The sequence below is a fragment of the Mycobacterium intracellulare ATCC 13950 genome, from assembly GCF_000277125.1.
In the GTDB taxonomy this organism is placed as follows: Bacteria; Actinomycetota; Actinomycetes; order Mycobacteriales; family Mycobacteriaceae; genus Mycobacterium; species Mycobacterium intracellulare.
Genome location: NC_016946.1, coordinates 4,694,165 through 4,719,816, shown reverse-complemented (window position 1 = coordinate 4,719,816; position 25,652 = coordinate 4,694,165). Strand labels below are relative to the sequence as shown.

Annotated in this window: 27 protein-coding genes; 14 read left to right on the top strand and 13 right to left on the bottom strand. The window is 71.4% G+C overall.

The annotated features are described in order from the left end of the window. The first annotated feature begins 42 nt into the window (after window positions 1-42). The 7 genes from hemL to OCU_RS46765 all read left to right on the top strand — a co-directional run bounded on the left by hemL (window position 43) and on the right by OCU_RS46765 (window position 7,375). On the top strand, window positions 43-1,392 hold the full coding sequence (gene hemL, locus OCU_RS46795) for a glutamate-1-semialdehyde 2,1-aminomutase (RefSeq protein WP_009952540.1): 1,350 nt from the start codon (window positions 43-45) through the stop codon (window positions 1,390-1,392). Beyond that, window positions 1,392-2,000 carry a histidine phosphatase family protein gene (locus tag OCU_RS46790; RefSeq protein ID WP_009952541.1) on the top strand — a complete coding sequence of 203 codons (609 nt, stop codon included), beginning with the start codon at window positions 1,392-1,394 and terminating at the stop codon, window positions 1,998-2,000. The genes hemL and OCU_RS46790 overlap by 1 nt, the downstream gene beginning before the upstream one ends. A 17-nt stretch (window positions 2,001-2,017) precedes the next feature. Next, window positions 2,018-2,602, top strand: coding sequence for a TlpA disulfide reductase family protein (locus OCU_RS46785; RefSeq protein ID WP_009952542.1), 585 nt, complete (start codon window positions 2,018-2,020; stop codon window positions 2,600-2,602). Next, window positions 2,599-3,378 carry a cytochrome c biogenesis CcdA family protein gene (locus tag OCU_RS46780; protein WP_008261093.1) on the top strand — a complete coding sequence of 260 codons (780 nt, stop codon included), beginning with the start codon at window positions 2,599-2,601 and terminating at the stop codon, window positions 3,376-3,378. The genes OCU_RS46785 and OCU_RS46780 overlap by 4 nt, the downstream gene beginning before the upstream one ends. 47 nt (window positions 3,379-3,425) lie before the next feature. Further along, entirely contained in the window at window positions 3,426-5,021 is a 1,596-nt protein-coding gene (gene resB, locus OCU_RS46775) for a cytochrome c biogenesis protein ResB (RefSeq protein WP_008261091.1), read from the top strand. Beyond that, window positions 5,018-5,995, top strand: a complete 978-nt coding sequence (ccsB, locus tag OCU_RS46770; protein WP_014381204.1) for a c-type cytochrome biogenesis protein CcsB — start codon at window positions 5,018-5,020, stop codon at window positions 5,993-5,995. The genes resB and ccsB overlap by 4 nt, the downstream gene beginning before the upstream one ends. 72 nt (window positions 5,996-6,067) lie before the next feature. Next, entirely contained in the window at window positions 6,068-7,375 is a 1,308-nt protein-coding gene (locus OCU_RS46765; RefSeq protein WP_008261087.1) for a MinD/ParA family ATP-binding protein, read from the top strand. Window positions 7,376-7,396: 21 nt separating this feature from the next. Here OCU_RS46765 and OCU_RS50915 read toward each other — a convergent pair whose 3' ends face one another. Then, entirely contained in the window at window positions 7,397-7,558 is a 162-nt protein-coding gene (locus OCU_RS50915; RefSeq protein WP_008261085.1) for a hypothetical protein, read from the bottom strand. A 46-nt stretch (window positions 7,559-7,604) separates the two neighbouring features. Here OCU_RS50915 and OCU_RS46760 point away from each other — a divergent pair, with 46 nt between their 5' ends. Further along, on the top strand, window positions 7,605-7,976 hold the full coding sequence (locus tag OCU_RS46760) for a DUF4229 domain-containing protein (protein ID WP_009952547.1): 372 nt from the start codon (window positions 7,605-7,607) through the stop codon (window positions 7,974-7,976). 4 nt (window positions 7,977-7,980) lie between these two features. Here OCU_RS46760 and OCU_RS46755 read toward each other — a convergent pair whose 3' ends face one another. After that, a complete protein-coding gene (locus OCU_RS46755) occupies window positions 7,981-8,988 on the bottom strand; it encodes a beta-ketoacyl-ACP synthase III (RefSeq protein WP_009952548.1) in 1,008 nt (335 codons plus the stop codon). Between the two features lie 82 nt (window positions 8,989-9,070). Further along, window positions 9,071-9,943 carry a 1,4-dihydroxy-2-naphthoate polyprenyltransferase gene (locus OCU_RS46750; RefSeq protein ID WP_009952549.1) on the bottom strand — a complete coding sequence of 291 codons (873 nt, stop codon included), beginning with the start codon at window positions 9,941-9,943 and terminating at the stop codon, window positions 9,071-9,073. Window positions 9,944-10,021: 78 nt separating this feature from the next. Here OCU_RS46750 and OCU_RS46745 point away from each other — a divergent pair, with 78 nt between their 5' ends. Both OCU_RS46745 and OCU_RS46740 read left to right on the top strand, forming a co-directional pair. Continuing rightward, complete coding sequence (locus OCU_RS46745) at window positions 10,022-10,798, top strand: S-methyl-5'-thioadenosine phosphorylase (protein WP_230487585.1); 777 nt, start codon at window positions 10,022-10,024, stop codon at window positions 10,796-10,798. After that, window positions 10,795-11,823, top strand: coding sequence for an NAD-dependent epimerase/dehydratase family protein (locus OCU_RS46740; protein ID WP_014381202.1), 1,029 nt, complete (start codon window positions 10,795-10,797; stop codon window positions 11,821-11,823). The genes OCU_RS46745 and OCU_RS46740 overlap by 4 nt, the downstream gene beginning before the upstream one ends. A gap of 4 nt (window positions 11,824-11,827) precedes the next feature. Here the strand turns inward: OCU_RS46740 and OCU_RS46735 are convergent, their stop codons facing one another. Then, the gene (locus OCU_RS46735; protein ID WP_041787109.1) at window positions 11,828-13,537 is read right to left on the bottom strand and encodes a DUF7937 domain-containing protein; all 1,710 of its coding nucleotides are present in this window, start codon (window positions 13,535-13,537) and stop codon (window positions 11,828-11,830) included. 306 nt (window positions 13,538-13,843) lie between these two features. On the opposite strand from OCU_RS46735, the gene OCU_RS46730 reads away from it, so the two are divergent. The 4 genes from OCU_RS46730 to OCU_RS46715 all read left to right on the top strand — a co-directional run bounded on the left by OCU_RS46730 (window position 13,844) and on the right by OCU_RS46715 (window position 18,277). Continuing rightward, on the top strand, window positions 13,844-15,565 hold the full coding sequence (locus OCU_RS46730; RefSeq protein WP_008261073.1) for a hypothetical protein: 1,722 nt from the start codon (window positions 13,844-13,846) through the stop codon (window positions 15,563-15,565). Window positions 15,566-15,568: 3 nt separating this feature from the next. After that, window positions 15,569-16,231 (top strand): glycosyltransferase family 2 protein, encoded by a 663-nt coding sequence (locus OCU_RS46725; RefSeq protein ID WP_014381199.1) that lies wholly within the window; start codon window positions 15,569-15,571, stop codon window positions 16,229-16,231. Beyond that, a complete protein-coding gene (locus tag OCU_RS46720) occupies window positions 16,228-16,893 on the top strand; it encodes a TIGR04282 family arsenosugar biosynthesis glycosyltransferase (RefSeq protein WP_014381198.1) in 666 nt (221 codons plus the stop codon). The genes OCU_RS46725 and OCU_RS46720 overlap by 4 nt, the downstream gene beginning before the upstream one ends. Before the next feature lie 124 nt (window positions 16,894-17,017). After that, entirely contained in the window at window positions 17,018-18,277 is a 1,260-nt protein-coding gene (locus OCU_RS46715) for an IS30 family transposase (RefSeq protein WP_168162058.1), read from the top strand. Window positions 18,278-18,360: 83 nt separating this feature from the next. On the opposite strand, the gene OCU_RS46710 is transcribed toward OCU_RS46715, so the two are convergent. The 9 genes from OCU_RS46710 to OCU_RS46670 form a co-directional block, all read right to left on the bottom strand. Further along, on the bottom strand, window positions 18,361-19,701 hold the full coding sequence (locus tag OCU_RS46710; RefSeq protein ID WP_008261061.1) for a hypothetical protein: 1,341 nt from the start codon (window positions 19,699-19,701) through the stop codon (window positions 18,361-18,363). A gap of 35 nt (window positions 19,702-19,736) precedes the next feature. Then, a complete protein-coding gene (gene menE, locus OCU_RS46705) occupies window positions 19,737-20,822 on the bottom strand; it encodes an o-succinylbenzoate--CoA ligase (protein ID WP_014381197.1) in 1,086 nt (361 codons plus the stop codon). 68 nt (window positions 20,823-20,890) lie between these two features. Beyond that, a complete protein-coding gene (locus OCU_RS46700; protein WP_008261050.1) occupies window positions 20,891-21,193 on the bottom strand; it encodes a DUF3349 domain-containing protein in 303 nt (100 codons plus the stop codon). 56 nt (window positions 21,194-21,249) lie between these two features. After that, entirely contained in the window at window positions 21,250-21,561 is a 312-nt protein-coding gene (locus OCU_RS46695) for a hypothetical protein (RefSeq protein ID WP_009956013.1), read from the bottom strand. Further along, complete coding sequence (locus OCU_RS46690; RefSeq protein WP_009956014.1) at window positions 21,558-22,796, bottom strand: inorganic phosphate transporter; 1,239 nt, start codon at window positions 22,794-22,796, stop codon at window positions 21,558-21,560. Before OCU_RS46690 ends, OCU_RS46695 begins: the two co-directional genes overlap by 4 nt. 97 nt (window positions 22,797-22,893) lie before the next feature. Then, complete coding sequence (locus OCU_RS46685; RefSeq protein WP_008261047.1) at window positions 22,894-23,301, bottom strand: VOC family protein; 408 nt, start codon at window positions 23,299-23,301, stop codon at window positions 22,894-22,896. A gap of 40 nt (window positions 23,302-23,341) precedes the next feature. Beyond that, complete coding sequence (locus OCU_RS46680) at window positions 23,342-24,238, bottom strand: SDR family oxidoreductase (protein ID WP_009956015.1); 897 nt, start codon at window positions 24,236-24,238, stop codon at window positions 23,342-23,344. Between the two features lie 29 nt (window positions 24,239-24,267). After that, entirely contained in the window at window positions 24,268-25,170 is a 903-nt protein-coding gene (locus tag OCU_RS46675; protein WP_014381196.1) for a 1,4-dihydroxy-2-naphthoyl-CoA synthase, read from the bottom strand. A gap of 13 nt (window positions 25,171-25,183) precedes the next feature. Then, window positions 25,184-25,639 carry a nitroreductase family deazaflavin-dependent oxidoreductase gene (locus OCU_RS46670; protein ID WP_014381195.1) on the bottom strand — a complete coding sequence of 152 codons (456 nt, stop codon included), beginning with the start codon at window positions 25,637-25,639 and terminating at the stop codon, window positions 25,184-25,186. Window positions 25,640-25,652: the final 13 nt, after the last annotated feature.

Genomic DNA, 25,652 nt, shown 5'->3' with positions numbered 1-25,652 from the left:
CCTGTAGTTGGACGGGCCGCGAAGGCTGGGACACTAGTCGTCATGGGAAGCAGTGATCGGGCGACCGCGCACGCCACCGGAGCCCCTCGGGCCACGGCGGCCTCGGCGCGGCTGTTCGAGGACGCCTGCGCCGTCATTCCGGGCGGCGTGAACTCTCCCGTTCGAGCATTCACCGCGGTCGGCGGGACGCCGCCGTTCATCACGCAGGCGCGCGGCTGCTGGCTGACCGACGCCGACGGCAACCGCTACGTGGACCTGGTCTGCTCGTGGGGCCCGATGATCCTGGGCCACGCCCACCCCGCCGTGGTCGACGCCGTCGCGAAGGCCGCCGCCTCGGGCCTGTCGTTCGGGGCGCCCACGCCTGCGGAGAGCGAGCTGGCCGCCGAGATGATCGGGCGGGTGGCACCGGTCGACCGGGTCCGCCTGGTCAACTCCGGCACCGAGGCCACCATGAGCGCGGTGCGGCTGGCCCGCGGCTTCACCGGCCGGGCCAAGGTCATCAAGTTCTCCGGCTGCTACCACGGCCATGTCGACGCGCTGCTCGCCGACGCGGGCTCCGGGGTGGCGACGCTGGGTCTGCCGTCCTCACCGGGCGTCACCGGGGCGACGGCGGCCGACACCATCGTGTTGCCCTACAACGACATCGAGGCCGTGCGCGAGACCTTCGCCCGGTTCGGCGACCAGATCGCCGCGGTGATCACCGAAGCCAGTCCCGGCAACATGGGGGTGGTTCCCCCCGCGCCCGGCTACAACGCGGCACTGCGGACCATCACCGCCGAACACGGCGCGCTGCTGATCATCGACGAGGTGATGACGGGCTTCCGTGTCAGCCGAAGCGGTTGGTACGGAATCGATCCCGTCGACGCCGACCTGTTCACCTTCGGCAAGGTGATGAGCGGCGGGTTGCCGGCCGCCGCCTTCGGGGGGCGGGCCGAGGTGATGGAGCGGCTGGCGCCGCTGGGCCCGGTGTATCAGGCCGGCACGCTGTCGGGAAACCCGGTCGCGATGGCCGCCGGGCTGGCGACACTGCGCAACGCCGATGCCGCCGCCTACACGACCCTGGACGCCAACGCCGACCGCCTGGCCGGGCTCTTTTCCGACGCGTTGACGAATGCCGGTGTGGCGCACCAGATTCCGCGGGCCGGCAACATGCTCAGCGTGTTCTTCTCCGACACTCCGATCACGGACTTCGGCTCCGCGCGCGCCAGCCAGACCTGGCGTTATCCACCGTTCTTTCACGCGCTGCTGGACGCGGGCATCTACCCGCCCTGTAGCGCCTTCGAGGCGTGGTTCGTCTCGACCGCGCTCGACGACGACGCCTTCGACCGCATCGCCGAGGCGCTGCCGGGCGCCGCGCGGGCCGCCGCCGAAGCCGAGGAGGGGAAGTCCTGATGGCCGAGCAGACCCGGGTGCACGTCGTGCGGCACGGCGAGGTGTACAACCCGAGCGGCGTCCTCTACGGGCGGCTGCCCGGGTTTCACCTGTCCGAGGCGGGCCGGGCGCAGGCGGCCGCGGTGGCCGACGCCCTCGATCACCGCGACATCGTCGCGGTGATCGCCTCGCCCCTGCAACGCGCCCAGGAAACCGCCGCGCCCATCGCCGCCAAGCACGGCCTCCCCATCGACACCGACCCGGACCTCATCGAATCCGCCAACTTCTTCCAGGGCCGGCGCGTCAGCCCCGGCGACGGCGCCTGGCGCGACCCCCGGGTGTGGTGGCAGCTGCGCAACCCGTTCCGGCCGTCGTGGGGGGAGCCCTACACCGAGATCGCGGCCCGGATGGAGACGGCGGTGGACAAGGCCCGCGCCCGCGGCGCCGGCCACGAGGTGGTGTGCGTCAGCCACCAACTGCCGGTGTGGACGCTGCGCCTGCACCTGACCGGTCAGCGGCTGTGGCACGACCCGCGGCGGCGGCAATGCGGCCTCGCGTCGGTGACCACCCTGGTCTACGACGGCGACCGACTGGCCGGCGTCGAGTACTCCGAGCCGGCGGCCCCTTGAACATACGAGGGCTGGCGATGACCGGGGCCGCGCTGGCGACCCTGGTTTCCGGCTTGCTCGCCGGCTGTTCCTCGGGCCACGACGCGGTCGCCCAGGGCGGCACCTTCGAGTTCGTCTCGCCCGGCGGCAAGACCGACATCTCCTACGACCCGCCGTCCAGCCGTGGCCGCCCCGGCCCCCTGGCGGGCCCCGACCTGGCCGACCCCGCGCACACGCTGTCGCTGGACGATCCGATCTTCGCCGGCCGGGTGGTGGTCATCAACATCTGGGGGCAGTGGTGCGGGCCGTGCCGCGCCGAGGTCACCCAGCTGCAGCAGGTGTATGACGCCACCCGCGGCGCCGGGGTGTCGTTTCTCGGCATCGACGTCCGCGACAACAACCGGCAGGCGGCACTGGACTTCGTCAACGACCGCCACGTCACGTTCCCGTCGATCTACGACCCGGCCATGCGCACGCTGATCGCGTTCGGCGGCAAGTACCCCACCACCGTGATCCCCTCCACGCTGGTCCTGGACCGTCAGCACCGCGTCGCGGCGGTCTTCCTGCGCGAGATGCTGGCGGGCGACCTGCAGCCGGTGGTGCAACGATTGGCCCACGAGTGACCGGTTTCACCCAGATCGCCGCCGCCGGACCGCTTTTGGTGGCGCTCGGCGCGTGCCTGTTGGCCGGGCTGGTGTCGTTCGCCTCGCCCTGCGTGGTGCCACTGGTGCCCGGCTACCTGTCGTACCTGGCCGCCGTCGTCGGCGTGGACGAACAACCGCCCCCCGGCGCCGTGAAAGCCCCGCCGGGCGCGCGCTGGCGGGTCGCGGGATCGGCGGCGCTGTTCGTCGCCGGATTCACCGCGGTGTTCATCCTGGGCACCGTCGCCGTCCTGGGCATGACGACCACGCTGATCACCAACCAGCTGTTGCTGCAGCGGGCCGGCGGCGTGCTGACCATCGTGATGGGCCTGGTGTTCGTCGGGCTCATCCCGGCCCTGCAGCGCCAGGCGCGGTTCAGCCCGCGGCAACTGACGACGGTCGCCGGGGCGCCGGTGCTGGGCGCGGTGTTCGCGCTGGGCTGGACGCCGTGCCTGGGGCCGACGCTGGCCGGCGTGATCACCGTCGCCTCGGCCACCGACGGCGCCAGCGTGGCGCGCGGCATCGTGCTGGTGATCGCGTACTGCCTGGGGCTGGGGATCCCGTTCGTGCTGTTGGCATTCGGCTCGGCGGGCGCGGTGGCGGGCCTGGGCTGGCTGCGCCGGCACACCCGGGCCATCCAGGTGTTCGGCGGCGTGCTGCTCATCACCGTCGGCGCCCTGCTGGTCACCGGGGTGTGGAACGACTTCGTCTCCTGGCTGCGCGACGCGTTCGTGTCCGACGTGAGGCTCCCGATTTGAGGCAACTCCTCGCGTGGGGGCGCAACACGTGGCGCGCGCTGACCTCGATGGGCACCGCGCTGGTGCTGCTGTTCCTGCTCGCGCTCGGCGCCATCCCCGGCGCCCTGCTGCCGCAGCGCAACCTCAACGCCGGCAAGGTCGACGACTACCTCAAGGCCCACCCGGTGATCGGGCCCTGGCTGGACCGGCTGCAGGCGTTCAACGTGTTCTCCAGCTTCTGGTTCACCGCCATCTACGTGCTGCTGTTCGTGTCCCTGGTCGGCTGCCTCACCCCACGGATGATCGAGCACGTCCGCAGCCTGCGGTCCACCCCGGTCGCCGCCCCGCGCAACCTGGCCCGGCTGCCCAAGCACGCCAGCCACCAGATCCGGGCCGGCGCCGAGGAGCTCAACACCCTGGCCAACGCGATCACCGACCGGCTGCGCGGCTGGCGCACCGCCATCCGCCACGAAGACGGCGCGGCTTCCGACGTCGTGGAGGTATCCGCCGAAAAGGGCTACCTCCGCGAATTCGGCAACATCGTCTTCCACTTCTCGCTGCTGGGCCTGCTGGTCGCGGTGGCCGTCGGCAAGCTGTTCGGCTACGAGGGCAACGTGATCGTCATCGCCGACGGCGGCCCCGGCTTCTGTTCCGCGTCGCCGGCCGCGTTCGACTCGTTCCGGGCCGGCAACACCGTCGACGGCACCTCGTTGCACCCGCTGTGCATCCGGGTCGACGACTTCGCGGCGCACTACCTGCCGTCCGGGCAGGCCACCTCGTTCGCGGCGAACATCGCCTACCAGTCCGGCGAGGACCTGACCGCCAACACCTGGCGCCATTACCGGCTCGAGGTCAACCACCCGCTGCGGCTCGGCGGTGACCGGGTGTACCTGCAGGGGCACGGCTACGCGCCCACCTTCAGCGTCACGTTCCCGGACGGGCAGGTCCGCACGTCGACGGTGCAGTGGCGACCCGACAATCCGCAGACCCTGCTCTCCTCGGGCGTGGCCCGCATCGACCCGCCAGCCGGCACCTATCCCACCCCGGCGGAGCGCCGCGCGCACCAGATCGCGATCCAGGGCCTGCTCGCGCCGACCGAGCAGCTGGACGGCACGCTGCTGTCGTCGCGGTTCCCGGCCCTGAACGCCCCCGCGGTGGCCGTCGACATCTACCGCGGCGACACCGGCCTGGACACCGGGCGGCCCCAGTCGCTGTTCACCCTCGATCCCCGGCTGATCGAGCAGGGCCGGCTGACCAAGGAGAAGCGGGTCAACCTGCGCGCGGGCCAGGCGGTCCGGATCGACCAGGGGCCGGCGGCCGGCACCGTGATCCGCTTCGTCGGCGCCGTGCCGTTCGTCAACCTCCAGGTCTCCCACGACCCCGGCCAGACCTGGGTGCTCGTCTTCGCGATCACGATGATGGGTGGTCTGGTGGTGTCGCTGCTGGTGCGCCGCCGCCGCGTGTGGGTCCGTCTGACGCCCGACGCCGGCGGGGCACCCGGTACGGTGAACGTCGAGCTGGGCGGGCTGGCGCGCACCGACAACTCCGGGTGGGGCGACGAGTTCGAGCGATTGACCGAGCGGTTGCTGGACGGATTGGGCGGGGCCGGCCGCGCCGAGACGCCCCCCGCGTCCCAAAGGAGTTCTCAGGTGGACGTCACATGAACACGCTGCACGTCAACGTCGAGCTGGCGCGCTACTCCGACTGGGCGTTCACGTCGGCCGTCGTCGCGCTGGTCATCGCGCTGCTGCTGCTGGCCTTCCAGCTGGCGTACGCCGGCGGGCGCCGCGCGGACCAGCGCGCCCGGGTGCTGGCCGGCGCGGTGAGCGCCGACTCCGCCACCCCCGGCGTGGTCGAACAGCCGGCCCAGCGCCCGCTCGACGAGCGCGTCGGGCGGGCCGGGTTGTCCGTGGTGTACCTGGGCATCGGCCTGCTGTTCGCCTGCCTGGTGCTGCGCGGCCTGGCCACGGTGCGGGTGCCGTGGGGCAACATGTACGAATTCATCAACCTGACCTGCCTGTGCGGGTTGATCGCCGGGGCCGTCGTGCTGCGCCGCCCCCAATACCGTCCCCTGTGGGTCTTTCTGCTGCTGCCGGTGCTGATCCTGCTCACGGTGTCGGGACGCTGGCTCTACACCAACGCCGCGCCCGTGATGCCCGCGTTGCAGTCCTACTGGCTGCCCATCCACGTGTCCGTCGTCAGCCTGGGATCCGGGGTGTTCCTGGTCGCCGGGATCGCCAGCATCCTGTTCCTGCTGCGCACCTCGCGGCTGGGGGACCCCGATACCGACAGCGCCGCGGCCCGGCTGGTGCGGCGCTTCCCGGACGCGGAAACCCTGGACCGCATCGCCTACCGCACGACGATCTTCGCGTTTCCGGTCTTCGGGTTCGGGGTCATCTTCGGGGCCATCTGGGCCGAAGAGGCCTGGGGCAGGTATTGGGGCTGGGACCCCAAAGAGACCGTGTCCTTCGTCGCGTGGGTGATATACGCCGCCTACCTGCACGCCAGGTCGACCGCCGGATGGCGGGACCGCAAAGCCGCGTGGATCAACGTCGCGGGCTTTGTGGCGATGGTCTTCAATTTGTTCTTCGTTAATCTGGTGACTGTCGGCCTGCATTCGTATGCGGGCGTCGGGTGAGAGCGAACAACCGCCCCGAATAACGCACACAACGGAATAGCGCACGACAAGCGCACAACAAGGGGGAATGCAGTGTCCGAGCATCCAACGGCGGGCGTGGGGGCGCCCGAACAACCGACCACGCAAATTCCCCCACAGACGTCATCGGCGCCCGCCCAGCAGGACGCGGGCGAACCGCAACCGGAGTCGGGCGGGGACGCCCCGACTCGCGCCTTCGCCGGATTCCGCACCGAGCGCCGCGTCCCCACCCCCGAACACCAGCAGGCGGCCCCGCCCACCGCGCCGCGGCCCGGCGCCATGCCGCCGTGGGACTCCACCCCGGTCACCGGCATCCCGCGCGTCGACCCGACCGCCTACGGCGCCTATTACGCCGGGCCGGACGCCCCGCCCACCCAGATGCAGGGGGCGCCGCAGCGCCCCGAGCACCTCCCGCACACGCCGTATCCGGAGCTGTCCACCGGCATGTTGCTGCGGCCGGTCCAGCCGCCGCCGTCCGACGGGTGGCGGCTGCTGCTGTACAAGATGTCCGGCGGGCTGATCAACCTGGGCGAAAGTCCCCGCGCCAGCCGCTACAACAACCTGGTCGCCCAGGTGAACCGGCCGTTGCGCGGCTCGTACCGGGTGGCGTTCCTGTCGCTGAAGGGTGGTGTCGGCAAGACGACGATCGCGGCGACGCTGGGCGCCACCTTCGCATCCATTCGGGGCGACCGCGTGGTGGCCGTGGACGCCAACCCCGACCGCGGCACGCTGAGCCAGAAGATCCCGCTGGAGACCGCCGCGACCGTGCGTCAGCTGCTGCACGACGCCGGAACCATCGAGCGCTACAGCGACGTGCGCCGCTACACCTCGAAGGGTCCCAGCGGCCTGGAGGTGCTCGCCTCGGAGACCGACCCCGCGATCTCGGAGGCCTTCAGCGCCGAGGACTACGGGCGGATCCTGGACATCCTGGAGCGGTTCTACGGCCTGGTGCTCACCGACTGCGGACCCGGCCTGCTGCACTCGGTGATGAAGTCGGTGCTCGACAGGGCCGACGCCCTGGTCGTGGTCAGTTCGGCCTCCATCGACGGCGCGCGCAGCGCGTCGGCCACGCTGGACTGGTTGGACGCCCACGGCCACGAAGACCTGGTCCGCAATTCGATCGCGGTCATCAACGGGGTGCGCCCGCGCCCCGGCAAGGTCGACATGAACAAGGTGATCGAGCACTTCTCCCGGCGCTGCCGCGCGGTCCAGCTGGTGCCGTTCGACCCGCACCTGGAAGAGGGCGCCGAGATCGACCTGGAGCGGCTGCGGCGGCCCACCCGCGAAGCGCTCACCGAGCTGGCCGCCATCGTCGCCGACGGATTCCCCGGCGACCAGCGCAACCCGGGAGTCCTGGGCTAGCGGCGGTCGCTATCCAGCTAGCTAGCGCGGGTTGTTATCGCCGTGGCCCAGCCGCCGCAGGAAATCCGGATCGTCGTCGGGTCCGATGACGCGCGTCTTCGGTCGGTGGACCTGGGATCGCGCGGCACGCCAGCCGACGTAGATCAGCGTTCCCAAAATCACGACGAGCAGCAGGTAGACCACACAACACCTCCTTCGGGCGAATATACCCGCGCCGTAGGCTTTGGCTGTGTCACACGAAGGTAGCGACAACACCATCGGGGGCCCGGGAAACGGCGCGGGCGGCGAGAGCGCCGAAAACCACGTCGTCGTCCCCGTTTTGGCATACATGGCGGCGCGGTTGCTGCTGGCGGTCGTGCTCACCGCCGTGATCTACGGCGTCGCGCGGTTGGCGGGCATCACGCAGTTCCCCCTCGTGGTGGCCGCGCTGTTCGCGCTGATCATCGCGATGCCGCTGGGCATCTGGGTGTTCGGGCCGCTGCGCCGGCGCGCCACCGCGGCGCTGGCGATCGCCGGCGAACGGCGCCGACGGGAGCGCGAGCTGCTGCAGGCCCGGCTGCACGGGGACGCCCCGCCCGACGAGGCGCGCGAGGACGGGTGAGGGCTCAGCCGTTGGGCAGCCGGACGACCTGGGCGGCATAGCTCAGGCCGGCGCCGTAACCGATCAGCAGGGCCAGGTCGCCGGCCTTGGCCGCCCCGGTCGCCAGCACCTCGGCCATGGCCAACGGGATGGACGCCGCCGAGGTGTTGCCGGTGTGCTCGATGTCGTTGGCGATCACCGCGTCCGGCCGCAACTCGAGGCTCTTGGCCAGAATCTCGTTGATTCGGCTGTTGGCCTGGTGCGGCACGAAGACGTCGATCTCGTCGGGCCGGATCCCCGCCGCGTCCATGGCCTGCTGGCCGACCTTGCCCATCTCGAAAGCCGCCCAGCGGAAGACCGCGCTGCCCTCGAGCCGCAGGAAGGGGCGCGGGCCGGTGGGATTCTCCAGGTAGTCGAGCCAGTCGATGTCCTGGCGGATGGCGCTGGCCTGGTTGCCGTCACTACCCCAGACGGTCGGCCCGATGCCCTGCGTGGGCGTCTCGCCCACCACCACGCCGGCCGCGCCGTCGGCGAAGATGAAGCAGTTGCTGCGGTCTTGCATGTCGATCGTGGGGGACAGCTTCTCCGAGCCCAGGACCAGCACCCTGGCGGCGGTCCCGCCGCGGATCATGTCGGCCGCGACGCCCAGCGCGTACCCGAAACCGGCGCAGCCCGCCGAGATGTCGAAGGCGGGCACGCCGGTGGCGCCCAGCGCCGCCGCGACCGCGGGCGCGCACGCGGGGGTCTGCAGGAGGTGGGTGCTGGTGGCCACGATGACGCAGTCGATGTCGGAGGCCTCGAGGGAGGCCTTGGCGATCGCCTCGCGCCCGGCCTCGGTCGCCATCGAGGCGGCGGATTCGTCGCGTGCGGCGAACCGGCGCGTCTTGATCCCGGTGCGCGAATAGATCCACTCGTCGGAGGAGTCGATGTTTTCGCAGAGCTCGTCGTTGGTCACCACGCGTGCGGGGCGGTATGACCCGACGCTGAGCAAGCCGATGTTGGTGGGCCCGCTGGTCGCGGAAATCTGCTTCATTGCGGTCCTTCGCTATCCCCGGGGCAGACGCAAAAGTACCCCACCAGCGCCGTTTTCGGGGGCCTTTGCCTCTGCTCGCACTCTAGGTACCTATCGCCAGCGCCGCCGCCACCGCGATCGCCCACACCACCATCGCCAGCCCGGTGTCGCGCAGCACCGGGATCAGCTCCGGGCCGCCGCGTCCCGATCGCACCGGGGCTATGGCGCGCAGGGCCAGCGGCGTGGCCACCAGTCCGGCGGCACACCACGGGGTGGCCACCATCAGGGCCAGGGTCAGCACACCGGCGGTGCCCAGCAGCGCCTGATACAGGACGCGGGTGCGGGCGTCGCCCAACCGCACCGCGAGGGTGATCTTCCCCGACCGCGCGTCGGTGGGGATGTCGCGCAGGTTGTTGGCCACCAGCACCGACGACGACAGCGCCCCGACCGACACCGCCAGCAGCAGCCCCACCCAGTCCACCCGCAACGCCTGCGTGTACTGGGTGCCGAGCACGGCGACCAGCCCGAAGAACAGGAACACCGCGACCTCGCCAAAACCGGCGTAGCCGTAGGGTTTCGAGCCGCCGGTGTACAGCCACGCCCCGGCGATGCAGGCCGCGCCCACCGCGATCAGCCACGGCGCGCTGAACAGCGCCAGCACCACCCCGGCGAGCGCCCCGATCGTCAGGCTCGCGAGCGCGGCGCCCAGCACCGCCCGCGGGGCCGCCAGCCGCGAGCCGACCAGGCGCACCGGGCCGGCCCGGTCGTCGTCGGTGCCGCGGATGCCGTCGGAGTAGTCGTTGGCGTAGTTGACGCCCACGGTCAGCGCGAGCGCGACGGCCAGCGCCAGCAGCGCCTTCCACCACACCGCGGATCCCAGCCAGGCCGCGGCGCCGGTGCCGGCGACGACCGGCGCCACCGCGTTGGGCAACGTCCGCGGCCGCGCACCCGAAACCCACTGCCCGAGATTGGCCACAACGCCATCCTGCCAGGATGCGGGCCGCCGCTCCCCAGGCCCCGCGATCACCGCGTGGTCATGCACCACAATGGTCGGATGCTCGGAGTCATCGGCGGCAGCGGCTTCTACACCTTCTTCGGATCCGACGCCGACGACGTCACGGTCGACACCCCCTACGGAGCGCCCAGTGCCCCGGTCACCGTGGGCGCCATCGAGGGACACGACGTCGCCTTCCTGCCCCGCCACGGCGCCAAGCACGAATTCTCCGCGCACACCGTGCCGTATCGGGCCAACATGTGGGCCCTGCGCAAACTCGGCGTGCGGCGGGTGCTCGCGCCGTGCGCGGTCGGCAGCCTCAAACCCGAACTCGGCCCGGGCTCCATCGTGGTGCCCGATCAACTGGTCGACCGCACCCGGGGCCGCGCCGACACCTATTTCGACTCCGGCGGGATCCACGTCGACTTCGCCGATCCGTACTGCCCGACGCTGCGCGCGGCGGTCAGCGACCTCCCCGAAGTGGTCGACGGCGGCACCATGGTGGTGATCCAGGGGCCGCGATTTTCCACCCGCGCCGAAAGCCGGTGGTTCGCCTCCGCCGGGTTCTCGCTGGTGAACATGACCGGATACCCGGAGGCCGTGCTCGCCCGCGAGCTCGAAATCTGTTACGCGGCAATCGCTTTGGTGACCGACCTGGACGCCGGCGTGAGCGCCGGGGAGGGCGTGCGGACCGTCGACGTGTTCGCCGAATTCGAACGCAACATCGGGCCGTTCAAGGCGCTGGTGCGCGCGGCCATCGGCCGGGTCGCCGCCGACCGCACCTGCACCCACTGCCTGCCGCACACCGGGGTGGCGCTGCCCATCGAGCTGCCATGAGGGTGTTGTTGACCGGCGCGGCCGGGTTCATCGGCTCGCGGGTGGGCGCCGCGCTGCGCGCCGCCGGCCACGACGTCGTCGCCGTCGATGTCCTGCTGCCCGCCGCGCACGGCCCGAACCCGGTGTTGCCGAAGGGATGTCACCGCGTCGACGTGCGCGACGCCGACGCGCTGGCCCCGCTCCTGGACGGCGTGGACGCGGTGTGTCATCAGGCGGCGATGGTGGGCGCCGGCGTGGACGCCGCCGACGCGCCCGCCTACGGCGGCCACAACGACCTGGCCACCACGGTGCTGCTGGCGCAGATGTTCGCCGCCGGGGTGCGGCGCCTGGTGCTGGCGTCCTCGATGGTCGTCTACGGGCAGGGGAACTATCACTGCCGACGGCACGGGCGCGTGGACCCGCTGCCGCGCCGGCGCGCGGACCTCGACGCCGGGGCCTTCGAGCACCGGTGCCCGGTCGGCGGGGAGGAGTTGGCGTGGCGCCTCGTCGACGAGGACGCCTGCCTGCGCCCCCGCAGCCTGTACGCGGCCGGCAAGACCGCGCAGGAGCATTACGCGCTGGCCTGGTCGGAGGCCACCGGCGGCTCGGTGGTGGCGCTGCGCTACCACAACGTCTACGGCCCCGGCATGCCGCGCGACACCCCGTATTCGGGCGTGGCGGCGATCTTCCGGTCTTCGCTGGAAAAGGGCGAGCCGCCAAGGGTTTTCGAGGACGGCGGCCAGATGCGCGACTTTGTGCACGTCGATGACGTGGCCGCCGCCAACGTCGCGGCGCTAGCGCACGACGACGGTTTCCTCGCGGCCAATGTCTGCTCGGGGCAGCCGATTTCGATCTTCGAGGTGGCCGCGGCGCTGTGCGACGCGCGGGGCGGTTCGCTGTCGCCGGTGGTCACCGGCCAGTATCGCAGCGGCGACGTGCGCCACATCGTCGCCGACCCGGCCCGGGCGGCCGAGGTGCTGGGGTTTCGCGCGGCGGTATTACCGGGTGACGGGTTGCGCGAGTTCGCGTTCGCGCCCCTTCGGTGAACCCCTACGTTTGCGGCGGGCGGAAGATCTGGGGCCCCCGCACCGGTATCTGCCGCGTGCCGGAGTCGTCGCCGCGAAAGATGCGAGGCGAGCCGGCCAGCGGCGGGATCTCGGCGGTGGGTGGGTCGCTCTCCGCGCCGGGCCCCCCGGTGGGCATGCGGGTGGTGGCCGCGGCCGACGGCCCGGGGGCCTGGCCCACGCGGACCCGGGTGGTCGGCGCCGCCGCATTCGCGTCGGCCGCGCGCTTGCGGGCGGCGCGGCGAGCCAGGCGCCGCCCGTGCAGTTGCCCGGCCACGACGGCGGCCGCCAGGATGCCCAGCGCCAGTCCGCACAGCGTCACGTCGAAGGTGCTGGTGATCTGCTGGGCGAGGTCGTTGCCGTAGACAGGTTGCCGCGCGGGCGAATTGGGCGAGTCGGCGAACCGCGGCGCCAGCGCGACGCCGACGATCACGCGGGCGACGCTGAGGGCGGCGACGAGCCCGCACAGCGACGTGACCAGTCGCGCCGAGATTCCGGCCAGGCGGCGGCGCAGCCAGATCGCCAGGGCCGCGGTCACCAGGTCGAACGCGGCCAGCACCACGCTGTCGTATCGGGAGAACGGATAGTTCAAGGCGATGCCGACGACAAGGTCGGTGAGCCGCATCGCGATCGACCCCACGGCCCAGACGGCGATGAGCAGCAAGCCATTTCGGGTCGCGGACCGCCACGCGGATTCCTCCGCCGGCGACGGGTTGCGGTGACCGAACAGGGCCCGCGGCGCGAAGATGGCCGCTCCTGCCGCCCAGGCGAGGTAACCCTCGAAGCCGACCCCGGCGGTCGAGGTGTTCTGGGCGATGCCGTGGAACGCATCGAGGTCGCGGCCGACGGGCAGGATCCACACCAGGATCCCCGCGGCCAACGCCGACGCACCCAGTGCGACGGTGGTCAGCCGGCTCGCCCGGGTGCGCTGCAGCAGCCACCTGGACGCGACCAGGACCGCGACCAGCGCCACCACCCCGTACACCACCGCCGTGGCGATCACCGCGATGTTCTGCTTGCCGAATTCCGCCGCGCCGTTGGTGCTTTGCAGCGCGTAGCGCACCCGCCAGTACAGGTTGAAGCCGAAGCTGAGCACCGCCGCGAGCATCGACAGCGCCCCGATCATCCGGGCGGAGCGATGCCAGCCCGTGTACTCGTCGTCGGCCGGGATCGGCCCGGCCGGCGCCGCCTGGGCGCTGAGCAGCGAGCCGGCGACGCCGACCCACGCCCCGGGCCCCACCCCGCCGGGCACGGTGACCGTGCCCCCGAACCGGACGGTCTCGTACGCGTCGAACGCGACGACGGCGAGCACCAGCAGCAGATAGGGGGCGTTGAGCGCCAACCGAAGCCGCGCCGCGGACGCCGGGTTGAACCGCTCGCCGCCCGACCGCCAGGAACCGGCCACCGCGACGGCGGCGACGGCCAGCACCGTCACGGCGAGCAGCACCGCGAACAGGGCCGGACTGCTGTCGGGAATCCCGACACCGAAGTACAGATTCCACGGCAAGAACACGGCGAGCACCAACAGCACCACCGCGGTCGCGTCGCTGACGATGGCCCGGCGCCGTCCCGTGCCCCCGGCAACGGGTGTCGTGCCGCCGGTGGCGTGGGGGCGGATGATGCGGGGCGCGGGCGCCTGCTGGGCCCGGGCCCCGATGGGGCCGGTTGGCGTGTCGTCGCTGCTCTGGCTCACCATGCCCCCCGGGATTCAAGGACGACTACTTTCGGCGCAGCTGCCGGTGTCCGGCGGGGGAATGCCCTGCCGAGCCACACGCACTGCTCGCTTGCGAACATATTCTCCGTTCGGCTGCCGTGGCAGTGGCTGGGACGGGCCGCTGGGCGGAGGCGATTCCGCGGCGACCGTCCTGTCCTTCGAAAAGCTGGTTACGCTGCGCTAGTGGCGAACCTTGTCGCCGAATGACTGATACTGCCGACGGTATCGCAAGTGTAATGATGCCGGGACATTGCTGGTGCGGGGTGGCCAGGGTGAAGGAGAAGCGGGATGGACGTCGTTTTGGGGGTCGCGGTCACCGGTCCCGTCGCCCGCCTGGCGCTCCTGGGGTCGGGCGCCCAGGGCACCGACGTGATCGACCAATCCGTCATCGATCTCGCCGACAACCCGCTCGGCACGCTCACCGAGACCGTGGTCGGAACCAATCGCTTGTTGGCCGACGAGAACCACCGGTTGGTCGGCACGCGCCTGTGCTGGTCCGACGAGCCACGGGCTGACGAGCTGCGGCGGGCGCTGGAGGACTCCGGCGTTCACAACGTGGCGGTGCTCTCGGAGTCGCAGGCCGTTGCCGCCCTCATGCGGGCGGCCGGGCGGCCCGGCGCCGCGCTCGTGATGGACGACGCGACGGCCACCCTGTCGGTGGTGGGCCCGGACGCCGGGGACCCCGACGCGCCGCCGACCGTGTTGGCCAGCCAGCCGCTGACCGGCGCCACGGGCCCGGACGCTACCGCCGCGTTCCAGACGATGATGGCGAACCTCGGCACGCATCCCGACGCGCCGGGGGAGGTGTATCTGCTCGGCGCCTCGCCCGACCTCAACCGGGTCGCCGACGAATTGCGCGACGCGTCCACCATGCGGGTGCAGGTCGCCGAGGACCCCACGTTTGCGCTCGCGCGCGGCGCCGCGATCGCCGCGGCGGCGGCGTCCGCGCCGGACGCGACGGCCATGGCGCCGGCCGTCGGCCTGACCGGTGACGCGACCGCGATGGCCCCCGCCGCCGGGGACGCGACCGCGATGGCCCCCGCCGCCGGCCTCACCGGGGACGAGACGACGGTCGTGCCCGCGCCGGACGCCGAGGAGCCGCAGCTGGCGTACTCGATGGCCGATGAGGGCGGGGTCTATCCGGGCGAGATGGACGAGTACGACCCCGAATTCGACGACTACGACTACGGCCCGGAGTTCGGCGACGACGCCGAGGCCGGCGAGGACGCGCCGACGAAGCTGTCGCGGCGATCGCTGGTGATCGGCAACGCCGTCATCGCCTTCGCGGTCATCGGATTGGCGTCGCTGGCCACCGCGATCGCGGTTGCCGTTCGCCCGACCGCCGCCCAGCAGCCGGTGGTGGGCGTGCAGAACGGCACCCCGGGCAAGTTCATGCCGATCTTGCCGAGCCAGCAGCAGGCGCCGCTGCCCCCACCGCCGCCCGAGGCGCCCAACGCCGGGTTCCAGGGCGGCACCGTCCCGGCTCCCGAACACGTTGCGCCCCCGTCCGGAGGGGGTCCGCAGGTCGCTCCCGTTCCCGAGGCGCCGAGCAACCCCGGTGTCGTGCCCAACCCCGATCCGGGTTGGGCGCCGCGGCCGAATCCTATTGTGCCGGTTCCTATTCCGATTCCCATTCCGATCCCGGGGTGGCAACCGCCCTACAACCCGCCGTACAACCCGACGACGCCCTACACGCCGCCGACCATCACGACGTCCCAGCCGCCGACGACGACGTATTCGCCCCCGACGACGACGTATTCGCCGCCGACGACGACGTACTCGCCGCCGACGACGACGTATTCGCCCCCGACGACCACGTATTCGCCCCCGACGACGACGTATTCACCCCCGACGACCACGCACGCACCCCCGACGACGACGTATGCGCCGCCGAGCACCAAGGCGACCACCCAACCGCCGGTGCAGACGCACACCCAGCAGACCGCGCCGCCGACGCACTCGCAGCAGCCGCTGTTCCCGCAGGAGCCCCGCACGCACCGCGGGTTCTGACGCGTGCCCGGCGCCGACGGCCTGGTCACGGTGGTCCTGCCGTGCCTCAACGAGGAGGAGTCGCTGCCGGCCGTGCTGGCCGCCATTCCGGCCGGCTACCGGGCGCTGGTGGTCGACAACAACAGCACCGACGACACCGCCGGCGTCGGGGCGCGCCACGGCGCCCGGGTCGTCGCCGAACCGCGGGCCGGGTACGGCGCCGCCGTGCACGCGGGCGTGATGGCCGCGACGACCCCGATCGTGGCGGTCATCGACGCCGACGGCTCGATGGACGGCGCGGACCTGCCGCGGCTGGTCGCCGCGCTCGAGCAGGGCGCCGACCTGGTGACCGGCCGGCGCCGTCCGGTGCCCGGCCTGCACTGGCCGTGGGTGGCCCGCATCGGGACCGTCGTCATGAGCTGGCGGCTGCGCACCCGCCACGGCCTGCCGGTGCACGACATCGCGCCCATGCGAGTGGCCCGGCGCGAGGCGCTGTTGGCGCTGGGCGTCGCCGACCGCCGATCCGGTTATCCGCTCGAGCTTTTGGTGCGCGCGGCGGCCGCCGGCTGGCGCGTCGTCGAACTCGACGTCAGCTACGGCCCGCGCACGGGCGGCAAGTCGAAGGTCAGCGGATCGCTGCGCGGCAGCATCACCGCGATCCTCGACTTCTGGAAGGTGATCTCGTGACCACCCTGCCGGTGACGCTGCTGGTGGTCGCCAAAGCGCCCGAGCCGGGCCGGGCCAAGACGCGGCTCGCGGCGAGCGTCGGCGACCGCGTCGCCGCCGAGATCGCCGCCGCCGCACTGCTCGACACGCTGGACGCCGTGGCCGACGCGCCGGTGGCGGCGCGGGTCGTCGCCCTCACCGGGGACCTCGGCCGCGCCGCGAGCGCCGCCGATATCCGGCGGCGACTGGCGTCCTTCACCGTGATCGCCCAGCGCGGCGACGATTTCGCCGCACGCCTCGCCAACGCGCACGCCGACGCCTCGTCGGACGGGCTGCCGGTGCTGCAGATCGGGATGGACACCCCCCAGGTCACCGCCGAGTTGTTGACCGGCTGCGCGCGCCGGCTGCTCGAGGCGCCGGCCGTGCTCGGGCCGGCCCGCGACGGCGGCTGGTGGGTGCTGGGCGTGGGCGCACCGGCGATGGCCCAGTGCCTGCGCACCGTACCGATGTCGGCGCCCGACACCGGGGAACTGACGTTGAAGGCGTTGCGCGACACGGGCATCGACGTCGCGACGGTGCAGACGCTGGCCGACGTCGACGTCGTCGACGACGTCGCCGCGGTGCGCGAGGCCTGCGGGCCCGACAGCCGCTTCGCGCGGATCACCCGCGCGGCCGGGCTGTGAGCGCGCAAGCGGCGGTGCGTCTGGCGCTTTGAGTGTGAATCGTTGGATTTGGGAGTGCAGCCAGGGCGGAGAAATCGCCTTGGGCTCAAGGGGTGATTGCAACACTTCGTAGTTAGGGGTGTTGATGACGGGTGAGCCTCAGCTGTTGGCGGTGCAGCGTCGGTATTGGGAATTGATCGCGGCGGGGTTGTCGTCGGAGGATGCCGGGGGTGCGGTCGGCGTGTCGGCGACGTGCGGGAGCAAGTGGTTTCGCAGATTTGGTGGCGTGAATCCACGATGGGTTGTCCCTGAGGGGCAGAAACGGCCGCGGCTGTCTGCGGATGAGCGCGAACAGATCATGATCGGCGCGGCTCAAGGCGAGTCGATCCGCTCGATGGCACGTCGGTTGGGCCGGGCCCCTTCGACGATCATGCGCGAGATCGCCCACAACGGCGTGATGCGAGGGTATGTGGGCCGGTATCGCGCCCGGTATCGCTTCGGAGCCCGCCGGGCCGGCTGGGACGCGAAATCAGGCTATTCGGCGCGGATTGCTCAGCTGCGCAGTGAGCAGCGAGCGCGCCGGCCTAAGACCGGCAAGCTGGGTCGCTGCCCGGTCTTGCGCACCGAGGTGCAAGCGTGGTTAGCCAAGAAGTACAGCCCCGAGCAGATCGCTTCGGTGTTGGCCAAGACTTATCCCGATCGCCCGGAGATGCAGGTGTCCCACGAAACCATCTACAAGGCGCTCTACGTGCAAGGACGCGGGGAACTGCGCCGCGAGTTGACCAAGTGTTTGCGGACCGGGCGGGCCTTACGCAAGCCACGTGCCAGGGTCGGCGCCCGCACTGGCTGTGGCCGCATCCCGGGCATGGTCAACATCAGCGAGCGGCCCGCCGAGGCTGCTGACCGCGCGGTGCCCGGGCACTGGGAGGGCGATCTGATCCTGGGCAAAAACCAGCATTCCCAGATCGGCACCCTGGTGGAACGCTCCACCGGATTCGTGCAACTGCTGCACCTGCCCGCCCGGCGCGATCCCGACACGGTGGCTGAGGCGATGATCACCACCATCAAAACCCTGCCTGAAGCGCTGCGCCGCTCGCTGACCTGGGATCAAGGCCACGAGATGCTGCGCCATGCCCGCATCAGTATCGACGCCGGCATCGACATCTACTTCTGCGATCCGCACTCACCCTGGCAGCGTGGCAGCAACGAGAACACCAATGGCCTTCTGCGCCAATACTTCCCGAAAGGCACCGACTTATCCGTGCACTCGGTGGACTACCTCGCCGAGGTTGCCGCCGAACTCAACGAACGCCCACGTAAACGCTTCGGTTGGGACAGCCCCGCCCAGGTCCTCAACCGGCTACTGTCAACTCCGACAGGAACCACTGTTGCAACCAAACCTTGAAACCGCCGCTGAATCCCGCCGCTCGTTCACACTCAAAGCCCAGGATTCACACTCGTTGCCCTCAGCTCACACTCGTACCGGACCTACCAGTTCGTCAGGATGATCGTGTTGAGCGCAATCGCGCCGGCGGCGTTGAGCGCCAACCAGATCCGGTGCGAGCGCACCGGCAGCAGCGCGGTCGCCGCGGTGAGCCAGATGGTGAACGGCAACCAGATGCGTTCCACCTCGGCCTTGCTGAGCATGCTCAGGTCCGCGCACACGACGGCGGCCAGCACGCCCAACAACAGCAGGTGAAAACCGGAGCGGCGACGGACGGCGGCCCCGTCGAACACCCGCCCGAGCCCGGCGACGCCGCCCAGCCCGATCGCGCACACCACGCACGCCAGGTTGGCCCAGCTCCAGTACTGAAACGGCCGGTCCTTGGCGATGCCCTGCCAATAGCGTTGCTGCACAAGGTGATAGCCGTCGAACCAATAGAACCCGGCGACGGCGAAGGCCACCGCCACCCCGATCGCGGCCAGCGCCGCCGGACCGAGCGCCCGCAGGATCGCCCTCCAGTCCGCCGCGGACGCCAGCACCGCCGCCGCCGGCAGCCCCATCAGCATCAGGCCGTAGTTGCAGAACACTCCCCAGCCCAGCAGCAGCCCGGCCGCGGCGGCGGTCAGGGCGGGGAACCGGACCGGGCGGTGCACCGCCACGGCCAGCAGCGCGATGCCCCACGCGGCCACGCCGGCGAAGTATCCGTCGGCGGAGACGGCCACCCAGATCGCCGTCGGCGCCAGCGCCACGAACGGGGCTACCCGCCGCGCGGTGGACTCGTCGGCCAGCGCGCGCACGCCGACCACCACCGCGGCGGCGGCGCTCGAGCCGGCCAGCAGGCACAGCAGCCCGGCCCAGGCGCCGCCGTGCAGACCGATCCGGTCCAGCCAGACGAACGTCAGCAGCGCCCCGGGCGGATGCCCCGACACGTGGGTGGTCCACGAATGCGGTTGGTAGTCCACGATCCGGCCGGCGAACGTGCGCAGCGTGGCTGGAATGTCGGTGACGCCCGGCACCTGCGACAGGTATTCGTCCCGGGTGGTCAGCCGGCCGGCGAAGCCGCGCTGCCAGCCGTCGATCATCGCCAGCGCGAACGCCCACCCGCCGGCGACGGCCCAGCTGCCCAGCGTCAGCGCCCGCCACGAAAGTCGTTGCGCCAGAGTCGGTCCCCACGCGACGACGACGACGGCGAGGGCAATGGCCGGGCCGGTGCCCCAGCCGGCGTGGATCAGCCACTCGCCGAAGATCGGCGCCGAGCCGGCGTGGGTGGCGAACTTTTCCGCCCCGACATCCAGGCGCGGCCGGACCCCCAGGTTCATCCGCGGCAGCACGAACGCCGCCGCCACCAGCGCCGCGCCGATCGACACCGCGACGGCGTCGCGCACCGCCTGCCGTCGACCCCGCCTCACGGACGCACAGCCTATTGATCGCTCGCGCCGGCGAAGCGGCGCACCAGCGCCGCGCGGTCGACCTTGCCGATGCCGCGGCGCGGCAGCGCGTCGACGACGTGCACCTCGCGCGGCGCGGCGGTGGCGTCCAGGGCGCGCGTCACGTGCGCGCGCAGCGCCTCCACGGTCGGCGCCGCGCGGCCGTCGTGCACCACGATCGCGGCGACCACCCGCTGCCCGAGGCGTTCGTCTGCCACCCCGAACACCGCGCAATCGCGGACGGCCGGGTGGCTGCACAGCGCCGCCTCGACCGGCTGCGGCAACACCGTCAGCCCGCCGGTGCTGATCGCGTCGTCGGCGCGGCCCAGGACCGTCAGCACGCCCGCGCCGTCGATGGCGCCGAGGTCGTCGGTCACGAACCAGCCGGGCTCGGCGAACGGGTCGGGGTCGATGGGGTCGCGGTAGCCCTTGGCCACCGTCGCGCCCCCGATGACGATGCGCCCGTCGGCCACCCTCAGCCGCACCCCGGCCAGCGGGACGCCGTCGTAGACGCACCCGCCGGCGGTCTCACTCATGCCGTAGGTGCGCACGACGGTGATTCCGGCCGTGGCCGCGGCGTCCAGGACCGGACGCGGCGCGGGCCCGCCGCCGAGCAGCACGGCGTCGAGTTCGGCGAGGGCGGCCGCGGCCGCCGGGTCGGTGAGCGCCTTGGCCAACTGCGCGGCGACCAGCGAGGTGTACCGCCTGCCGGGGCCCAAAGCGCCGATGGCCCTGGGCAATTCGGTTTCATCGAAGCCGCCGGTGACATCCATCTCGACCGGCGACGTGCCGGCGAGCAGGCTGCGGACCAGCACCTGCACCCCGGCGATGTGGTGTGGCGGCAGGGCGAGCAGCCAGCTGCCCGGGCCGCCCAGGCGGTCATGGGTGGCCGCGGCGCTGGCCCGCAGGGCGGCCGCGGTCAGCAGGGCGCCCTTCGGGGTGCCGGTGGTGCCCGACGTCGCCGCCACCAGGGCCACGTCGTCGTCGATGGTCTCCCCGACCCGCAGCCCCGCCCGCAGCGCCGCCGACTCGCGATCGTCGCCGACGGCCACCAGCGCCGGGTCGCGTCCCTCCAGCACGCCCGCCAGGGCGGGCAGCAGCGTCTCGGCCGCCGCGCCCGGCGGGACGTGCAGCGCGCGCAGTACGGCTATGCCGGGTCCCCGGCCTGGTCGGCGTCGTCGAAGGGCCAGCCCTGGGCCGCCAGCCGCACCCGTACCCGCTCGACGTCCTGCGGCGACGGCAGCTCGTCGGTGATCTGGGTGATCAGCACGCCGATGTCGACGTCGTCGAACTCGCCGCGCCGAACCAGCTCGCACGCCACGGCCTTGGCTTCGTCGTTGGACAGCCGGCGGGCCAGCAGCGCGAGCACCGGGAACGTGTCGGTGGGTGGCACGCCCTCGGGGTAGCCCGCGCGGAGCCACGAGACGATGGAATTGAGAAATCCGTTCACGCGGATACAGCTCTCCCCGGCGTCCGGTTCGCCGACTCGATGGGCATCAAACGATGCTACTTGGGTTTCGCTCCAAGCAGCGGATAGCCGGTGTGATGGGCGATGAAATCGCGGGCAATGTAGAGCAACGCCAGCGCGATCACCGCGATGACCAGCGCGTAGATGCTCCACGCCAACGCGGTCAGCACCGGGTTGCGCCGCGGGGCGGAGCCGTTGCTGGCGCCGTCCAGACTGATGTCGCCCGCCCCCGCGGACTGCAGCCGGATCCCGAGGGCGAACAGCCCCGGCAGGGCGGCGCCGGCCAGCATGGCGAAGACCAGAATCTTCAGGCTCGCCTGGTAGTTGAACCAGTCGCCGATGTGGCTCATGAGGCGTTGGCTTTCAGCGACGGGTCGTCGGAGTCGTACCGGGCGGACACGCCGCCGAGCGTGGGTCCGTCATCGCCGGGCGGCGGCTGGTCGGCGGCCTGCAGCCCGCTGGTCAGATCGCCCTTCCATTCGGCGTTGACGTTGTGGTGGTCGACCTTGACCCTGCGCGACCGGAGGTAGATGGTGGCCGAGACCGCGACCAGCAGCGCGAAACCGACGATCGCGCCCGGGTAGCCGCCGATCAGGTGCACGATCTCGTAGGTGAAGGCGCCGACCAGCCCGGCCAGCGGGAGGGTGACCAGCCAGGCGACCCCCATGCGGCCGGCGACGCCCCAGCGGACCTCGCCGCCGGGCTTGCCCAGCCCGCTGCCCAGCACCGAACCCGTGCACACCTGGGTGGTCGACAGCGCGTAGCCGAAGTGGGCCGACAGCAGGATCACCGCGGCCGAGGAGGATTCGGCGGCCATGCCCTGCGGCGACTGGATCTCGACCAGGCCCTTGCCCAGCGTGCGGATGATGCGCCACCCGCCGAGGTAGGTGCCGGTCGCCATGGCCAGCGCGCAGCTCACGATGACCCACAGCGGCGGCATGCTGGCGGTCTTGCTGACCGAGCCGTAGGAGATGAGCGCCAGGAAGATGATGCCCATCGTCTTCTGTGCGTCGTTGGTGCCGTGGGCGAGCGAGACCAGCGACGCCGAACCGATCTGGCCGCGCCGGAAACCGGCCTCCGTGCGGGCCTTCGGCACGCCGCGGGTGATCCGGTAGACCAGCCAGGTGGCGACCGCGCCGATCGCGATGGCCAGGATCGCCGACACGACGGCCGGGATGATGGCCTTGGAGATCACGCCCTTCCAGATCACGCCGTGCGCGCCGACGGCGGCGATCGTGGCGCCGACGATGCCGCCGATCAGGGCGTGCGACGAACTCGAGGGGATGCCGAGCAGCCAGGTCAGCAGGTTCCAGACGACGCCGCCGACCAGGCCGGCGAACACCAGTTCCAGCGTCACGATGTTGGAGTCGATGAGGCCTTTGGCGATCGTGGCGGCGACGGCGGTGGACATGAACGCGCCCACCAGATTCAGTACCGCCGAGAGCAGAACCGCCGTTTTGGGCTTGAGCGCGCCACTGGCGATCGAGGTCGCCATCGCGTTGCCCGTGTCATGAAAGCCGTTGGTGAAATCGAAAGCCAGTGCCGTGATTACGACAATGATCAAGAGGAACAATTGGATGTTCACAGGGCCTGATTCTGGTGGTAGGGGCAATCCATTGTCGAATGCGGCATGACATGAAACGCGGGTGTACCTTGAGTCGTCGCCAGATGTTACCTCTCAGTTAACCGGAATTTCCCTGCCGTTCACCTCGGGTGTCGCGGCGCAACGGGTGGTCTGGGGGGATCTGGATGAAAATGAGCGTGATGCCGTCGGGGTCGAGCACGTGCATCTCGTGCAGGCCCCAGGGTTCCTGACGCGCCTCGCGGGCGATCGACACGCCGCGGCCGCGTAGCTCGGCCTGGGTCGCCTCGAGGTCGCGGACCTGCAGCCACAGCGCGCCCGGGAACGGGCCGCGGGAATGGTCCGGGGAGCCGTACCCGGCCAGCTCCAGCAGCGACTGCCCGGCGAAAAACACTGTGCCGCCGCCGTATTCACGCGCTATCGCCAGGCCGATCTCGTCGCGGTAGAAGGCCAGGGACCGCTGGTAGTCCGCGGGCCGGAGCAGCATCCGGCTGGCCAGGATCTCCATAACTCGTGTCTATCACACGGGCCCGATCGCGCCGGTCCGGTCAGCGGTCGCTCTTGCGGTTGGGCTGGATGCTCTGGCGCTGCATGACGGCGTTGACCCAGCGGGGGCCGAAGGTGTCCAGCGCCTTGGCCGCGATCGCCATGCGCGGCGCGATGCGCACCGGGCGGGTGCGGGCGGCGGTGATCATCCACTCGCCGGCCTCTTCCGGCGTCAGCGCCGGCACGCCCTCGTAGGCCTTCGTGGGCGCGATCATCGGGGTGGCCACCAGGGGGTAGTACAGCGCCGTGGAGTGCACACCCCGCTCGCCCCACTCCGTTTCGATGACCCGGCTCACGGTCGACAGCGCGGCCTTCGACGCGTTGTACACCGAGAACAGCGGCGACGCCTCCGAGAGCACCCCCCACGTCGAGACGTTGATGATGTGGCCGTCGCCGCGTTCGATCATTCCCGGCGCCAGGCCGCGGATCAGCCGCAACGGCGCGTAGTAGTTGAGCACCATGGTCCGTTCGACGTCGTGCCAGCGCTCCAGCGACTCGGCCAGCGGCCGGCGGATGGACCGGCCGGCGTTGTTGATCAGGATGTCGACGCCGCCGAGCCGCTTCTCGACGTCGGCGACCAGCGCGTCGACGGCGTCCATGTCCGAGACGTCGCAGGCGATCGCCGTGGCGTCACCGCCCGCCGTGGTGATCCGCTCGGCCAGTGCGTCCAGCAGCTCCTGGCGACGGGCCACGACGACCACCGTGGCCCCCTCGCGGGCGAACTGCTCGGCGGCGGCCTCGCCGATGCCCGACGACGCCCCGGTGAGCAGGATGCGCTTGCCCGCCAGCTCGATCGGCTTGATCAGCGGCCGGTTGACCAGCACCTGCGGGGCCATCGGCGGTCGCATGGTGGCCAGCACCAGCTGGTCGGTGAACCGGCGAAGCGGACTCTTGCTCACGGGACGCGAGTCTAGGCGGGCGGGCGGGCTCAGAAGTACCGGGGAAACCGGCTCCAGTCGGGGTCGCGCTTTTCCAGGAAGGCGTCGCGGCCCTCGACGGCCTCGTCGGTCATGTAGGCCAGCCGGGTGGCCTCGCCCGCGAACAGCTGCTGGCCCACCAGGCCGTCGTCGAGCAGGTTGAACGCGAACTTCAGCATGCGTTGCGCCTGAGGGGATTTGGCGTTGATCTCGCGCGCCCATGCGATGGCTTCGGATTCCAGCTCGGCATGGTCGACGACGGCGTTGACCGCGCCCATGTGGTGCATCTGCTCGGCGGTGTAGGCCCGGCCCAGAAAGAAGATCTCGCGGGCGAACTTCTGGCCCACCTGGCGGGCCAGGTAGGCGCTGCCGTAGCCGCCGTCGAAGCTGCCGACGTCGGCGTCGGTCTGCTTGAAGCGGGCGTGCTCGCGGCTGGCCAGGGTGAGGTCGCAGACCACGTGCAGGCTGTGGCCGCCGCCGGCCGCCCACCCGTTGACCAGGCAGATGACCACCTTGGGCATGAACCGGATCAGCCGCTGCACCTCGAGGATGTGCAGCCGTCCGGCGCGGGCGGGGTCGACGGTGTCGGCGGTCTCGCCGCTGGCGTACTGGTAGCCGCTGCGCCCGCGGATGCGTTGATCGCCGCCGGAGCAGAACGCCCAGCCGCCGTCCTTGGGGGAGGGGCCGTTGCCGGTCAGCAATACCACGCCGACTCCCGCGGACATCCGGGCGTGGTCGAGCACCCGGTAGAGCTCGTCGACGGTGTGCGGCCGGAACGCGTTGCGCACCTCGGGCCGGTCGAACGCCACCCGCACCGTGGCGTCGTCGACGTGCCGGTGATAGGTGATGTCGGTCAGGTCGCCGAAGCCCTCGACGGGACGCCACTGGTCGGCGTCAAACGGGTTGTGACTCAACGTCTGTGAACTCCTATGCCGGGTCCAGCCGGAATACCGGACACACGCCGGCCAGCGCCTCGAACTCTTCGGGGCGGCCGTCGGTGACCAACCCCGAGCGCTTCATGAAGCCGACCCCGGTGGGCACCTCGGTGGGAAACGCCCGCAGGAACGGGCGCGCCTCGTCGGCCGCGAGCTCCACCATCCGCACCCGCTCGCGATGCCGGCCGCGGGCCAGCGTCGCGTGCTCGGCGGCGCGGACGTTGCGGATCCAATCCGCGCCCGGAAACCCGCCCACCACATAGCGTTTGCCGTCCACCGTCATCGGTGTCACCGGCGTCGACCGTGGCGTGCCGGACTTGCGGCCCGGCACGGTCAACACCACCGGGCTTTCACCGCCGAAGCTGAGGCCCAGCCGGGAGAGCTGAATGAACACCTTGTTCGCCGGTTTCAGCCACCAGGGCGGCTTGAGCCCGTCAGCGCGTGCCATGCCTGACACACTA